Here is a 14,433-nt window from a genome sequence, read left to right as displayed (position 1 = left end):
GACCAAAGTCCTCCTAAAGGATTCATGCTGGTCGAACTTTTCGCATAACGATTCACTGCTGTAGAATCTATCAGATGTCTCACTTTTTTGAATTCCGTCTGAAGTTCAGATTGAGTTTTCCCGAACTGATATTTCTCAGATTTCGAGTTCTCAATTTCTTCCTTTAGGATTTCAAAAAATGAATCATGCACCTGTTTTCATTTCCTCCAATGAATTCAAAAATTCTTCCTTGGACATCAAATTGGTTGGATTGAGAAGCTTTCTGGAAATCTCAAGCAGTTCAGATAACCGGCCATCTTCTTCAACGATTTGGATGGCAGGCCTACCTTCATTCTTGGAAAGCAATCGATAGTCTTTGTGCAAAACATACTTTGCGTGATCGTACAAAGAGTTCCAAACCACTTGATGGCTTGAATTCGATAGCGATGCATACTCATTGACTAGTTTCGCAATTTCATGCCGAATACTGGATAAGCTTGAAGTATCCTTAGCGTCCATATACCCCTTCCCTCTTCAGAAAAATGCGAAGCTCAGCTAACGTGAGTTTGTAACCGTATACCTTGAAATATAGATCACGGATTTCTTTTGCTTTCGAAATCATGCAGATACCCTTTCCAAAGTTTTGAGAGATTTCGTTGGATCTGGATAATCTCGGTCGAGGTAGATGTCGTGCTTCTCAAACCACAGAGCTACTTTGGGAGAATGACATTTATTTGTGATGAATTCGGAGACTACAGGCCTACTTACACCTGCTTCATACGCGATTGTGGCCTGGTCCTTGCCTAAATAAGCCAAAATGCGGCTAATTGCCAGAGGATCGTCTGGAAAAGGCCTCACAGGAGACATAGTAAGAATCTCTACTAAATTCGATTGATTAGTTTCGCTCATCATATGTGATTTAACCCTGAACCTAATTGATTTAGGTAACGAAATGAGATTATGCTATTTGCATATTTCTGTAAACAAATAAATTATGCGTATTGCATATTTTTTTCAAGGTATTAATGGAAAGAATTAGGGAGATCCTAACCGAGCTCAAAAATGACGGCTATACTCAATCTTCGTTCGCAGAAGAATTGGGTAAAGATCAAGGGACTGTTAGCAAATGGCTAAACGGGAAAATGGACGTTCCTGAATCTATTGCAATTATCATCGAAGCAAAGTTTGGTTATCGTAAAGAATGGATCTTAAACGGAGATCTTCCGAAAAAGATAGATCAAAAAAAAGAATTAGCGGAAGTTGCAAGAATTGCAAAACAAGGAAGGGATTTAGATTTGGTGCCTGAAATAAGAGATCTCCTTCCAGATATAAAAAAACTGAAAGAAGAAGATTACAATGTGCTAATTACTACGATTAAAAGATTTTTGGGTAAAAAATAATTACTTATAAGTAGCATTAATTTTCTTCTTTTTCGCTATTGCAGCAGAAGAAAATTTTTTAATGGATTCATCGCTCATTACTTTTGCCATTTTTTTTAATTCATCAGAACCAACTCTATATGATTCTTGTTTGATTTTAAAATTACTACATCCTTCACCATAGACTTTTGTTTCAGGAATAACGAATTGTAATTCTGTAAAAGGAGAAACTGAAAATGAAGAGAAATTCAATTCAAGGTTTGAATTTCCAAGGCAAACCTTATCGCCCAGTTCCTCATTAAAAAACTCCACTTGCACCGGAATAGTGCACAAATTTTTAGAAAAATAGTCTTTTTGTTTTTTAGCTGTATTTTCCCATTCTTGAAATTTTTTATAACAATTTTGAAATTCATTTCTAGGATCATCATACCATAATATAACATAATCGCTTTGAAACTCAGTCGAACTTTGTGTCACAACTGTTTTCCATAAATCAATATCTAAATAAAATTTCTTTTGATCTATAAATTTACTTTCGAGTATTTCATTAATCTCAGTATCCAATGTCTTGATAGATTCAGAAGCTATGCCTTCCAGATCGACGAGAATCTTTACATCCTCTTCCGATCCCCAAACGGAGGAGTTTCGAATACTTTCTTTCTTAGTTGCTGCAGTTGTATTTTTTACATCAGTAGATGAAACAGCGCAATTAAAAATAAGTGCAAGAATAGTGAAATACCTCATAGCGCAATTATTCTGAATTATTTACTTTCAGTAAATCTATTTCTTGTTAGATTTCAAAAGCAAGAACTCAATTAAGAATACACCCTCTCACAGTGTTGTTGCGATTCTGATAGGTTCTGCTGCAAAAGTCTTGGTTCTCCGGAGGATTTACACATTGCCTGAATTGTTCATCACAGTATAGATAAATTACTGCACAGACTTTCTTATCGGTTTCTTTATCTTTTGCGAATGGACTTGTGATCTCTCCATCCTTCATACAGTTTACAAAAAATAGCGAGAGTATGGCGATGTATTTCATTACTCAAAATTAGGATATTGATGGAGCAAGCATACCTATTCTTGTTAGATTTTGGATGAGATTTGAGGTAGCATACACTTCTTTTAAATAATTAACTCTTTAGTTCCAGTTTAATTTTCTCAAATATACCAATTTCTAAAGGATCTAGCTTTTTATCTGCATTTACAATTCTATCGGCTAAAGAAACGATTTCGTCTTTTTCACTTTGCGATTTATGTTTTAGAACTTTCAAACTTTTTAAAAGATCTTCAGTCGAACAATATAACTTACCTATTTCTTTAAGTAAAAGATCACGATCTAAATCATTAGATTTAGAAATAAGAAAATCAACTATTTCTAACTTTTCTGATTTCGCCAATTTCCCATCTGATCTACCTAAATAAATCATGGGTAATATTGTATCAGAAAATTCATTTATTGACTTAGTTACTTTTCCTAACGGAGAATTATTAATTTTATTTTGAAAATAAGAGGTTGGATCTCCAATAATTTCACCAGTTTCCAGATCCGTTAATTCCTGAATCCTAGAAACAACGAAAGTTCTAGGCTCTTGTCTTTCATGACAGAATGAATCTAAATATAAATCTCCATAATAATCTGATCCATAAATCTTCTTAACCGTAATACGTCTGACAGTTTTATTATCCTTTGAATCTTTATAACCGATCAAATAAAGAGATCGTAAATCTATCGGATTTTCTGACTTCTTAGTATTCTTTTCTTTGACTTCCGATTTAGGGAAAGTCTTTGTAACGTTCCCTGAAACTGGAATTGGCCTTTCTGGATATTTAAAGGCTCCGTCTGAAATCAAACCTTTGATAAAGTATATTATACCTGCTGGTAAGGTTATGAACAAAACTTCTTTTAGACCAAAAATATAAAATAAAACAGATAGGAGTAAACTTGCAATTGCTACATAGTATGGTGGGAATTTGGACATGATATACCTAGATTAAATATCTCTAATTTTCTGATTTATTTCATATTTTGAAAAATAATCTTTGAGTTGCTCTTTTTTTTCACAAATTGCTTTTTCTGGATCCTCCCCTCTTAACGTTACTGATACTAAAAGGTCCTGAAGGATATTTTCTATCTGTTTATCTTCCAACACGAAAAACAGTATAAATGTGAGGTGGGACAAAATACTATACAAATATATAGTATGTATGGGACATAATTTAATGCGAGGGATCTAGAGATGAGTTTTCATCATTCTCAATTAAGCCTTCTTCTTGAAGTAGCTTTATATACTGCTCTTCAGTAAATGTACATTCAGAAAATTTTTTCAAATCTTCATTTGTTTTAAATCTCAATTGTTTCTTTACCGAAGAAAACAACCTGTCTCTATATTCCTTGTAATCGCTTCCATGAGAAATTTTAGTAAATATGTTAGTTTTTTTACCTTTGTAATAGAAAAAGTAAAAATGATGATCTCTTGCAGGCTGTTCAACAAAACCTTTTCGAACAAGAGAGCTCATCATTTCTTTTGTGTTAAATGAACTCACTGCTGGGAATCTACATACTCCCTAAACTTTCTTTCCGCATCCTTAAAACTTTCATGCTTCTCCATATCTGGCGTATTCTTAAAATCTTCCAATAAATATCGAAATGTCTCAGAAAAGTTAAGCCAAGCTTCAGAACTACTTGTCCCATGATCATAAATTCCCAGATAATCATTTTCAATAAACCAAAGGTTATCTTCAAATTCTAATTTGATTTGCAAAGGTTTTTTCAATTTTCCAATACCTGGAATATATGTTACTTCACTTTTTATGATTTCTTTATTTAATGAAAACTCTGATTTAGTGACGTGCTTTGCAAAAGCGATACGTTTTGTATAACCAGGATTCATTTTTAAAACAGCTAAACCTTCATCTTCCTTCCTGACAATAAACGCAAAAACAAGATTTTGTCCTTTTGCTTCTTCAAATTCTTGCCAAGGTCTTAAATTAAGATTGGTTGGAAGGTCGGAATTTTGAAAATGCTCACTCAAAGTTGGTGTACTTTTCAATCTATAACCATTTGAATTCCGATTTTTGTTTTCAGTAATATTGAATTTTTCTAAAACAGATCCCATATTTTTTCTTCTTTAGTGGATAGCCGGCTGAGGAGCTATATTAACTCTGAGTTTTCTAGACTCAACAATAACGTTATCTATCATTACTGAAAATTTATAGTCACCTGGTTCATGAAATTGAACATTTTCAAAATTTAATGGGATTTCTATCATTCCCTCTGGATCTCTACCTTCTAGATCACCATCCAACTTCAAGAGAGGCTCTTCCGCATTTAATTTCTGAAGTATTAAACTAAAACTAGCCTTACCTATCACACCTGTTATAGAAATATACACCCCCCAAGGAAAGGGAGCCATAGGGAATGCAGGAGCATATACTGTATCAAAGGTACCGATTATACCCTTTTTGTTATTTTTCTCTTCAATAATTTTATCTGCAAAAATAATGGCGAGAACTTTCGGATTACTCATCTTCTCTCAACTTCGACAGCAAAAAAATAGATGCAATAGCAAAAATAGATCATTTTAAAAAAAATTACTCTTAATGAGACATAAAGTAAAGCATTTTATATCACTCTTCTATATGTTCTTATAATTGTTCTTTATATGGTTCCTAAAAATAACAAATATTTAAATTACAGACTTCGAAAATCTCATAAATTTTCAATTTCTGAATTTGAACCGAAACTATTTCGATTAATTTGCAATCGAAATTGAGCTTATTTTTCAAATAAATTAAATCTCTTGTTATTGAAATTATTATAATTACTCAAATACAGAATTTCCTTGTCATTGAAACGGCTAAGTCATTCCATTCGTTGTAGATGAAAATTATTACTGTTTCGTCCCTAAAAGGTGGTGTCGGGAAAACCACTCTTTCCATATATTTAGGACAAGCCATTGCAAAACTTTACCCTAAATCTAAGATTCTAAAAATAGATCTAGATCATAACAATAACCTGACAGACTATTATCTACGAAATGAATCAGTAGAACTAATTGAAGGGAATTCTATCGCGAAATATCTAACTGGAGCGAAACACTTAGAATCAATCCTTACACCAACAAGCTTAGAAAACATATTCATTATTCCAGCAACACCGAAGCTTTCGAAAACGGCAGTTGGGCTCTCTTGGGATGCTGGTCTTATAAGCCGATTTAGGAAGCACCTAAGGAATCTAAAATTCGATTACATCATAATTGATACGCCACCAGCTTTATGCTTAGAATTAAATTTGGGAATTCATGCCGCAGATTTAGTTTTGAGTCCTATCGGATTTTCAAGATGGAACATACAAGGATTTCAAGAAATTGAGGAAGTTGTAATTAACTCCAATGAGTCCTTAGAAAATGGTAAGATAAAAATCCTTCCGGTTCGTACGATGGTATCAGAAAAAAAATCGGATAAACTCGATGAACTGGATTTATCTTTTGCAAAAACTTTCATACCGAAAAGTGAATCTATTGCAAGCGCAGTGGACCAAGGGAAACCTTTGACAGAGAAAAATTCTTTTTACTTCGAACAACTTGCCGAGGAGATTAAATAAATGGGCAGATTCGATTCTTTAACTGGTAAACGACCTGGATCACAAAGAGAAAATCTACCGGTCTCAAAATCCGACCAAACCGTAAAAAGAATAATCGAACTTCATGAATCTGTTTTAGGAGGAATGAAAAATGTTCTTCAGAATGCAATGGTGCTTGGTGAAGAACTTCTAAGAATTAAAGAAGATTTAGGTCATGGGAATTGGATCCCATGGATTGAGCAAAACCTACCATTCTCGGAAAGATCGGCTAGAAATTATATTTCCATCTTCAAAAACAGAGAACTTCTAAATCGGCAACCGATTGCCGATTTGAAATCAGCTATAAAATTCCTTTCAGACGGAACTCAGGACGAAAAAGAGATTAATCCAAAAGAGAATCAAGATCCAAAAGTTCTATACAAAAGATTTCATCATGGTGAAAAACTAAACCAAAAAGAAAAATTCATTCTAAAAGAGTTTCTGGTTATCGAGAAGGAAAAAATACTAAGTAAAGCAAAACAGAAAGCGGTTGAGATTGAAAACGAAATACAATCCCTCAAATAATAAAAAATCTATCATTATGGATAAATTTTTCTTGTACCGAATTCGAAGTCATGATACTAAGTACATGTTCAGTGTTGCACTTGAATCCGATGTCGGGAACTGAGAAGCCCGGCATCAAGCTCCTTCCAGTAAAACCCCCATAAGATTTTTATGTCTCATTTAGTCCTTGACTCATTATGTCTCTTTCTGTAATGGTGTACCAGTTCAGATGCCCTGGACTCGTGTCTCAGCACGATATGCAACACTGGATCAATCAAAATGATCCAAAAACACAAAACTAAAGTTACGTGGCCGTAGGCATACCCACCTAAGAGGATCATATGAGAACAGGATTATGGATACCTGTTGAGATAGAAGCATTGCCTTTGAATCTCTCAGAAAAAGTCTTACTCGCAGAAATTGTTTCCCTTGATAGAGTAGGCGAGTGCTTCGCATCAAACGAACATTTTTCTAAATTACTTGGGGTCAGACCAGACTCAGCTTCACGAATGATATCAAAGCTAAAAAAATTGGGGTATATCAAACAAACGGGATTCGATGGCCGAAAAAGAAAACTGATTCCAATTTTCCAAACAACACTGAAACCAAAAGAAGAACTTCCTCTTACAAAAAATTTGGCTTCTAAGTCCACGCAGCATATTTCCAAAACAAAAAGCAGAGTAGGGGAGAGTGCAGAGGCAGGTTTTGCAATTTCCAACGAGCCTATAATGAAAGTACAATCACAGTACAATGTACATAACCGTTGGGATGAATTTTTGAAATGGAGTAAAAGTCGAATTTCCCAAACTTCTTATGATACAATAACAGAAGCAGGAAATCCTGCTCGTTTAAGAGGATCTGGAAAATGTATGTGGGAAATGTGGAATAAGGTAGGTTAAGTTAATGGAAAACGAACTTAAAAATAAAGTAACTACAAAAATCACAGACGCGATTGAGTCGAGAATTAAGCATCCGTTTATAGGTACGTTGATTTTTTCTTTTCTAATAAAAAACTTTGATATTTTATATAAATTACTTTTGTCATCTTCTTTAGGCACACAAGGCATTGATTCTTTTTTACACATTTTTTTTAGTGATTCATCAAGAATGTGGCACCCTATATTGATGGCATGCTTCGTAGCATTATTTGCCGATTCTTTATTGTATAATTCTAGAAAGATAATTGAAACGGTTTTTACAAATATAACTAACAAAATAACTGAGTGTATAAATAAATTATCATTTGAAAATAGAATAAGAAATCTTGAAACAACGATATCCTCATTATCATCTGAAAACCATAAATTAAGAGAATTTATAGATCAATTTATCCCTGCATTGGTCGAAAAATTAAATACAATAAACCCAGAGTATCACTTAACATACGGCGAAACCAGTTTGAAGAAAGGTGATTTAGTAGCAACTGATAGCAAGAAAGGTTATGTACAATTTTTAAACAAAGGAAACCTGAACAATTTTTGTGGAGTTATTCATGAAAAAATAACACATAATCTTTATATTTTAAAGAACTCGTTTGCCGAAAAAGATATCCTTGATGTAGGTAATGGATCAAAGGAATTTCCATATTTAGCTTGGGATCCTGTTCCTGCAAAGCTTGCCTTCGTATCCATAATGACTAATTCATCTGTCCAATTGGGGAAGTTATCTGAGGATGGAATAAAAATAGAAAAGTATCCAAAAAGCCTGGGTATCGGGTATACAAGAAGCTTTTCGGAATCACTATTAAGCGATATTGTTAATAACGAATATGACAATTTGAATAAACTGATAAATGCTTTTGCTCTTAAAAAGGATATTCAGGAAAATAAGTGATAAAATTAAAAAGACAATCCGACAATGATCAATTTATATCAACTACAGATGTAGAGTTATTTTACCAAAACCCTGAACTCATACCGCAATGTTTGCATTGTAAAAAGATAGTTGCATATTATGAAAAAGAAGGCTCTTGGATAGAATTTGCATGCCATGGTAATATTTTGAGATTTTATATTGAGGAAAGTCTTGTTTCAAGAGTTGAAGAACTATAGTTGAATAGAATAGAAAAATGAGTTGATTATGCGAAAAAGATAATAAAAATCTCGTTAAATGGCTTTATCACCTAACGAAATCAAATCTAGAGCAATTTCATTTATTCATGACCACAAAGATGACAAATATGAAAAGGGAGAGTCTCAAATATTCTGGAGAGATTTCTTTAATATTTGGGGGATTAATGCTAAGAGAGTTGGAATCTTTGAAGAGAGGGCAAAGACTCTAAAACAGACAACTGGATTTATAGACTATTTCTGGCCAAAGACTATTCTTATTGAGCAAAAAAGTAAAGGAGAAGATTTAGATAAAGCTTACAAACAAGCTTTGGACTATTGTTTGACTGGAGGTATTCCTGATGAAGAACTTCCGAGTTATATTTGTGTTTGCGATTTTGAAAAACTAAGATTGGTAAATTTTACAGACCAAACAAAAACTGTAGAATTCAAAATAACAGATCTTCTCGATCACCTGCAGCGTTTTAATTTTTTACTCGGTTATGAACAAAGGGAATACAAAGACGAAGACCCAGTAAATATCAAAGCAGCGGAGTTAATGGGGAAGTTACATGATGAACTAGAAAGTAATGGATTTACAGATCATCCATTGAAACTTATGCTTGTTCGTCTCATGTTTTGTTTCTTCGCGGATGATACTGGTATTTTTTCGAATAAAGATGATTTTCTTTTCTTCCTGAAAGAACGAACTAAACAAGATGGAAGTGATTTAGGGCTTTGGATAGCTCAATTTTTCCAAGTATTAAATACACCTGCTCAACAAAGGCAAGCTAACCTTGATGAAGACCTTGCAAAATTCCCTTACGTAAATGGTCAATTATTTGAGGAAGCTATCCCATTTGCACAATTCGATCATAAGCTACGCGACATTTTAATTCAAGCTTGCGAATTCAATTGGGCACTCGTAAGTCCCGCTATCTTCGGAAGTCTCTTCCAGTCAGTTATGAACAAAGAAAAAAGAAGAGAACTTGGAGCCCATTATACTAGCGAAAAAAACATCCTGAAAACGATACATGGTTTGTTTTTAGATGAATTAATCGAAGATTTTGAAGTTACTAAGAAAAAGAAAAGTGTTAAAGGACTTCAAGATTTATTGGATAGAATTCGTAAAATCAAGATTCTTGATCCTGCATGTGGATGTGGAAATTTCTTAATCTTATCTTATCGTGAACTTCGGCGATTAGAGATAAAATTGATTAGAGAGGTGAGAAAACTTAAGGGGTTAGGTCAAGAGTTATCTATTCACACTTTAGATAGCTTGGATGTCGATTGTCTTTATGGAATTGAATTAGAAGAATTTCCTGCCCAAATTGCAAAGACTGCGATTTGGATTATGGATCATTTAATGAATGTGGAAATGGGGAAGGAATTTGGAGACTACTATGTTAGATTGCCGTTAAAAAAGTCTCCAGTTATTAAAATAGGAAATTCTCTCCAATTAGACTGGAATTCTGTTGTAAGCAAAGATACTCTTACTTATGTAATCGGGAACCCTCCATTTGTAGGAACTGCATATCAAAACCAGAGCCAAAAAGAAGATATGGCAAAAATATTTTCAGATGTAAAGTCCTTCGGGATGCTGGATTATGTGAGTGCTTGGTATGAGAAGGTGTGCCAATTGTATTCCGGGACAAATGTAAAAATAGGTTTTGTTTCAACAAATTCGATTATTCAAGGAGAACAAGCATCCGTTTTATTTGGACATTTGTTTCAAAAATTTAAATTGAATATTTTTTTTGCACACCAAACATTTAGTTGGTCGAGCGAGGCAAAAGGAAAGGCTGCCGTTCATGTTGTGATAATTGGTTTTGGTTTTCAAGAGGAGAAAAAAAAGTTTCTTTACACATATGAATCTTTAAATTCTGAACCAGCAAAAATCCCTGTTAACGTAATAAATCAATATCTAGTAGATAGTAAACCCACTATAATCACTTCTAAAACCTATCCAATATGCAATGTTCCAAAAATAGGAGTTGGATCAGCACTTCTTGATGGAGGGAATTTAATTCTTAGCGAAAAAGAAGTGGCTGAAATAATTGTTAAAGAACCAGAGCTTAAAGAATTTATTCTTCCTTTATGGAGCGCGGAAGAATTCCTGAATAATTCAAAAAGATTTTGTTTTTGGTTAAAAAATGCCAATCCTTCTATACTAAAAGAATCGCTTGTATTGAATGAGAGGTTAAAACTTGTGCGAGATTTTCGATTATCAAGTAACAGACCAAAAACGAAAGAATTTGCAAGCTTCCCATTTTTATTCGGTGAGGAACGGCAACCATCTACTGACTTTCTTTTGATACCAAAAGTTAGCTCACAAAATAGAGAGTATATTCCCTTGGGATACATGACAAAAAATGATATTATTACGGATAAAGTATTCGCAATGGAGGATGCAAAGCTTTATCATTTTGGAATACTCTCCTCTCAAATGCATAATTCTTGGATGCGACGTGTTGCAGGTAGATTAAAAAGTGATTATAGCTATTCGAATTCGTTGGTTTATAACAATTTCCCATGGCCAGAAAATCCCACTGACAAACAAATGATAGAAATCGAATCATTTGCCCAATCTGTTTTGGATTCAAGAGCGCAATTCCCTGAGTCCTCGCTTGCTGATCTTTACGACCCACTAACCATGCCTAAAGTACTTCGGGATTCTCACAATAAACTGGACAAAGCCGTGGACAAGGCATACCGATCGAAGCCATTTCAGTCTGAATTTGAGAGAGTAGAGTTCTTATTTGAGCTCTATGAAATGTATTCTAATACTCTAACTTCGAAGATAAAAGAGCCGAAAAAGTCAAAAAAATAAAAAAATGTGATTTTTACTTAGAAATATTTGACGAAATTACATGTATATTTACAAATCTTGCTAAAAACCGTCTTAATTATACGGACAGGCCTTGTTTTTGTCTCATGTCTAATATATAAGGTAAGTTAGAATTTATGATCCCCTACAGCGAAGAAAAATTACTAAATTCGATATCTTATTTAGCTAACGAACATAAAAAGGTTTCTGGTAAAAATTTATACAAAACACCCCTGCTGAAGTATCTCGCACTGTTTTATTATAAAATTTTGAAAGAAACTGGTGAGCCACCTTTCAGAGCAAATTTCCTAGCAATGGAAAAAGGACCAGTTCATGAAGAAGTATACATAGGTATAGATGAGAATCTCATTGGGAACGGGGAGTTTAAGGTATTAGAAGATTCATGGCATATTTTTCCATACAAGTCCAAGAAAAACAAATACATTGAGTCGGTTAAATATGATCTAGATTATTTTTCCGATCTTGAAATCGAGGTTATGGATGAACTAATCAAAGAGTTTGCAACTAATTATAAAAACGTTGAAAACTTGATAGAAGCAACTCATAAACTCGAACCATGGATAAAGGCATGGGAAGCACGAGGAAATAAAAAAATGAATATTATCACTGATGATAATATCTTTGATCCTGAATCTGACTCAAATTCACCTGCATATCAACACTATAAAACTTTTAAGGTTCTAAGTGAAGCCGAAACCAACTCAACTTCAGTATGGTGATGTTTTCATTTGGAAAAACTTTGACGGCCATCATGATGGAAAAACTATTAAGGACGCGTGGTTTGTCTATTTAGGTTCAAGTAGTTTTTTGGAAATAAATCACATTATACGGGCAACAACTCAAACTCAGCATTATTCTTCAAATCAAAGTAGAGAAGATCATTCAGTCGTCATCTTCGATCCTGAGAAAAAAAAAGAGCACGATTTTTTTAAGAAAAGGTGTTTGGTGGACTGTACAAATAAAACTTTTGAAACTTCACTCTCGTTAAATAAACTCCTCGCCGATGAACAAATTGAATACATGGGAAATCTCCCTAATAACGACTTACGGGAAATTTTTCTTAAGCTATCGAAAAATAAAAAAATTGTCAGAAAGACGCTGATAGATATTAGAAATTGCTTAAATTCTGTCGGGGTTTATGGTTTACCGGAAATAGCTAGCAGAAGCAAGCTTGGTTAAACTATTAAAGTGTTACCGATGTGCCTTTCTGCACACCAGCTAACAACCGTAATGTGACATAATATACATTATCGCACGTAACCATCCTGTAGATTCTTAAATTACTGAGAATAGCGTCTACTGAATTTGGCTGAAACGAAATTAAAAATAAGTTAGGTCTTTCGTATTAAGGTAGGATTCGGATAATAAACTAAAAACTAAAGATTTGCTTTAAAAATTAACTAAATTGAATAGTTATTGATATATAATGTATGTATTTGTCAAGAAATGATTCGTTGCTTAAATATTTAAATATATAAAGGAAGTTATGAAAATTGAGTGAGCATCCTGGCTATAGAATATTTGTTTTAGGCGCTGGCTTTTCTCAGCCTGCTGGATTGCCTCTTGCGGGAAATCTTTTTGAAAAAGTTGTCCAAATCATTGAAAATCAATATGGGAGAAAAACTAAATTTCAAACTGATTTAGACGAGTTTAAGAGATATGCACGAGATACACGCACCTCATTAGACTTAGAATCATTCATGTCTTACTTGGATATCGAACATTATTTGAAATTAAGAGGTAGTAAGACTTTTAATGAAGAAGGTAATGAATCTCAAATAATGATCAGGAGAGCGATCGGTAAAATTATTCAAATATTTACTCCTTCAGCCGAAGCGCTTCCAAAAGTATATTATAAATTTGTAGAAAAACTGAGACCTCATGATATTATTTTGACATTGAATTATGATTTAATTTTGGAGAGAGTTTTGGAACATTTGGGTATCCCTTTTCGATTATTCCCAATGAGGTATTCCGAGGTTTCAGATGATTTTGCAATTGGTGATTCCAGTAAAGATGAGATTATTATCCTAAAACTACATGGCTCTGTGGACTGGTTTGATGAGAGAGAATTTCGACATATGCAAAATAAATTAGAAGACTTTGATGGAAGAGTAGTCACACATCCTGTTTTTAGTGATCCAAATAAATATCAGGCAAGTCCAATTGTCGAAGGACCTCGTTTTCCTGATGATAATCTGAAGAACATTTATCGAATTAAGAAAATAGATGAATTTTATATAGAAGATACTTCATTCGAGGCGCCATTTATACTTGCTCCCTCAGCTATTAAATTTGTCTATGCAAAGCCTTTGATGGAGTTTTGGCATGGTTTGGGTCGAGCAGGTGCAGCAAATTTAGGTTTATCCGTCATCGGTTTTTCTTTGCCTTCTCATGATGAATACATCAGAATATTGTTGTTTAAGATTGCTGAAAATTATAAATCATTATGGAATACGCCGTTCCTAAATACGCTAAAAGAAGAAATAAAGGTTATTGATTTTCGTAAGAATCAAAATGAAAAAAATGTTTTGCTTGAAAGGTATTCATTTTTCCATTCATCCGAAGAATGCTTTTGGTTTGAAGGATTTAATGAGAAGTCTGTAAATTTCTTGTTTAAGAAAAGTAGAAAATAATGTATATATTTTACATTTCTATTAATAGATTTCTTCGTTATTTGCTTTATCAATCCTGGTATACTCAAAATTTCCCCATGTAAAGTTCTTCTTATTAAATTAAAATCCGAACTTCATGAATTAATGGATTAAAAGAGCGAAATTAAATCAGTTTAATTATCTCGATGAAAAGATTATCTTTGATAATGTTAGGGACGAATTGTATTTTGAAGATTAAATTACTGATAATTATGATGATCTTACCTTTAATGAAAAAAAGCAATCTTTGCGGACTTGAAAATTTAAGATGAGCGAACCATTATTCCAGTTCAGATGAAAACGCAATTTTACTGACCTAAATTAAGCTAATACTCCGAGCCGAAAATGGAGATTAGAGATGGAAAAACAAGTAAGAGAAAGACGTACGTTCAAAGCG

General features: G+C 33.5%; 16 protein-coding genes. 10 read left to right on the top strand and 6 right to left on the bottom strand.

Annotated features, from left to right (window positions below; translation table 11 throughout):
- Window positions 1-183: 183 nt before the first annotated feature.
- Complete coding sequence (locus DI076_RS19110) at window positions 184-498, bottom strand: hypothetical protein (protein WP_108961445.1); 315 nt, start codon at window positions 496-498, stop codon at window positions 184-186.
- Between the two features lie 506 nt (window positions 499-1,004).
- Here DI076_RS19110 and DI076_RS19100 point away from each other — a divergent pair.
- Window positions 1,005-1,379, top strand: coding sequence for a helix-turn-helix domain-containing protein (locus DI076_RS19100; RefSeq protein WP_108961443.1), 375 nt, complete (start codon window positions 1,005-1,007; stop codon window positions 1,377-1,379).
- Here DI076_RS19100 and DI076_RS19095 read toward each other — a convergent pair whose 3' ends face one another.
- The 5 genes from DI076_RS19095 to DI076_RS19075 all read right to left on the bottom strand — a co-directional run bounded on the left by DI076_RS19095 (window position 1,380) and on the right by DI076_RS19075 (window position 4,888).
- Entirely contained in the window at window positions 1,380-2,102 is a 723-nt protein-coding gene (locus DI076_RS19095) for a hypothetical protein (protein ID WP_108961442.1), read from the bottom strand.
- Window positions 2,103-2,491: 389 nt separating this feature from the next.
- A complete protein-coding gene (locus tag DI076_RS19090) occupies window positions 2,492-3,340 on the bottom strand; it encodes a tellurite resistance TerB family protein (protein ID WP_108961441.1) in 849 nt (282 codons plus the stop codon).
- Window positions 3,341-3,578: 238 nt separating this feature from the next.
- On the bottom strand, window positions 3,579-3,878 hold the full coding sequence (locus tag DI076_RS19085; protein WP_167396563.1) for a hypothetical protein: 300 nt from the start codon (window positions 3,876-3,878) through the stop codon (window positions 3,579-3,581).
- A gap of 23 nt (window positions 3,879-3,901) precedes the next feature.
- Window positions 3,902-4,477 carry a hypothetical protein gene (locus tag DI076_RS19080; protein ID WP_108961439.1) on the bottom strand — a complete coding sequence of 192 codons (576 nt, stop codon included), beginning with the start codon at window positions 4,475-4,477 and terminating at the stop codon, window positions 3,902-3,904.
- Window positions 4,478-4,489: 12 nt separating this feature from the next.
- Entirely contained in the window at window positions 4,490-4,888 is a 399-nt protein-coding gene (locus DI076_RS19075) for a DUF6941 family protein (protein WP_108961438.1), read from the bottom strand.
- Between the two features lie 353 nt (window positions 4,889-5,241).
- Between DI076_RS19075 and DI076_RS19070 the strand changes: the two genes are divergently transcribed.
- The 9 genes from DI076_RS19070 (at window position 5,242) to DI076_RS19030 (ending at window position 14,018) form a co-directional block, all read left to right on the top strand.
- Window positions 5,242-5,964 carry a ParA family protein gene (locus DI076_RS19070; protein ID WP_108961437.1) on the top strand — a complete coding sequence of 241 codons (723 nt, stop codon included), beginning with the start codon at window positions 5,242-5,244 and terminating at the stop codon, window positions 5,962-5,964.
- Window positions 5,965-6,507, top strand: coding sequence for a DUF3102 domain-containing protein (locus DI076_RS19065; RefSeq protein ID WP_108961436.1), 543 nt, complete (start codon window positions 5,965-5,967; stop codon window positions 6,505-6,507).
- A 320-nt stretch (window positions 6,508-6,827) separates the two neighbouring features.
- Entirely contained in the window at window positions 6,828-7,385 is a 558-nt protein-coding gene (locus DI076_RS19060) for a helix-turn-helix domain-containing protein (protein ID WP_108961435.1), read from the top strand.
- A 4-nt stretch (window positions 7,386-7,389) separates the two neighbouring features.
- On the top strand, window positions 7,390-8,319 hold the full coding sequence (locus DI076_RS19055; protein ID WP_108961434.1) for a hypothetical protein: 930 nt from the start codon (window positions 7,390-7,392) through the stop codon (window positions 8,317-8,319).
- Window positions 8,316-8,537, top strand: coding sequence for a hypothetical protein (locus tag DI076_RS19050; RefSeq protein ID WP_108961433.1), 222 nt, complete (start codon window positions 8,316-8,318; stop codon window positions 8,535-8,537). The genes DI076_RS19055 and DI076_RS19050 overlap by 4 nt, the downstream gene beginning before the upstream one ends.
- A gap of 58 nt (window positions 8,538-8,595) precedes the next feature.
- Entirely contained in the window at window positions 8,596-11,364 is a 2,769-nt protein-coding gene (locus tag DI076_RS19045) for a class I SAM-dependent DNA methyltransferase (RefSeq protein WP_108961432.1), read from the top strand.
- A 134-nt stretch (window positions 11,365-11,498) separates the two neighbouring features.
- Window positions 11,499-12,101: a type II toxin-antitoxin system antitoxin SocA domain-containing protein gene (locus DI076_RS19040; RefSeq protein ID WP_108961431.1), complete on the top strand. Its 603-nt coding sequence runs from the start codon at window positions 11,499-11,501 to the stop codon at window positions 12,099-12,101.
- Entirely contained in the window at window positions 12,067-12,561 is a 495-nt protein-coding gene (locus tag DI076_RS19035) for a hypothetical protein (protein ID WP_108961430.1), read from the top strand. Before DI076_RS19040 ends, DI076_RS19035 begins: the two co-directional genes overlap by 35 nt.
- A 314-nt stretch (window positions 12,562-12,875) precedes the next feature.
- The gene (locus DI076_RS19030; RefSeq protein ID WP_108961429.1) at window positions 12,876-14,018 is read left to right on the top strand and encodes an SIR2 family protein; all 1,143 of its coding nucleotides are present in this window, start codon (window positions 12,876-12,878) and stop codon (window positions 14,016-14,018) included.
- The last annotated feature ends 415 nt before the right edge of the window (window positions 14,019-14,433 follow it).

This window comes from Leptospira ellinghausenii (genome assembly GCF_003114815.1).
GTDB classification, from domain to species: Bacteria; Spirochaetota; Leptospiria; order Leptospirales; family Leptospiraceae; genus Leptospira_A; species Leptospira_A ellinghausenii.
Note: the sequence above shows the minus strand (reverse complement) of the source record. Positions and strands in the feature narration are given on the sequence as shown.

Coding starts and splice junctions, on each gene's coding strand:
- DI076_RS19110 (WP_108961445.1), bottom strand. CDS start 498: ATGGACGCTAAGGATACTTCAAGCTTATCCAGTATTCGGCATGAAATT.
- DI076_RS19100 (WP_108961443.1), top strand. CDS start 1,005: ATGGAAAGAATTAGGGAGATCCTAACCGAGCTCAAAAATGACGGCTAT.
- DI076_RS19095 (WP_108961442.1), bottom strand. CDS start 2,102: ATGAGGTATTTCACTATTCTTGCACTTATTTTTAATTGCGCTGTTTCA.
- DI076_RS19090 (WP_108961441.1), bottom strand. CDS start 3,340: ATGTCCAAATTCCCACCATACTATGTAGCAATTGCAAGTTTACTCCTA.
- DI076_RS19085 (WP_167396563.1), bottom strand. CDS start 3,878: ATGAGCTCTCTTGTTCGAAAAGGTTTTGTTGAACAGCCTGCAAGAGAT.
- DI076_RS19080 (WP_108961439.1), bottom strand. CDS start 4,477: ATGGGATCTGTTTTAGAAAAATTCAATATTACTGAAAACAAAAATCGG.
- DI076_RS19075 (WP_108961438.1), bottom strand. CDS start 4,888: ATGAGTAATCCGAAAGTTCTCGCCATTATTTTTGCAGATAAAATTATT.
- DI076_RS19070 (WP_108961437.1), top strand. CDS start 5,242: ATGAAAATTATTACTGTTTCGTCCCTAAAAGGTGGTGTCGGGAAAACC.
- DI076_RS19065 (WP_108961436.1), top strand. CDS start 5,965: ATGGGCAGATTCGATTCTTTAACTGGTAAACGACCTGGATCACAAAGA.
- DI076_RS19060 (WP_108961435.1), top strand. CDS start 6,828: ATGAGAACAGGATTATGGATACCTGTTGAGATAGAAGCATTGCCTTTG.
- DI076_RS19055 (WP_108961434.1), top strand. CDS start 7,390: ATGGAAAACGAACTTAAAAATAAAGTAACTACAAAAATCACAGACGCG.
- DI076_RS19045 (WP_108961432.1), top strand. CDS start 8,596: ATGGCTTTATCACCTAACGAAATCAAATCTAGAGCAATTTCATTTATT.
- DI076_RS19040 (WP_108961431.1), top strand. CDS start 11,499: ATGATCCCCTACAGCGAAGAAAAATTACTAAATTCGATATCTTATTTA.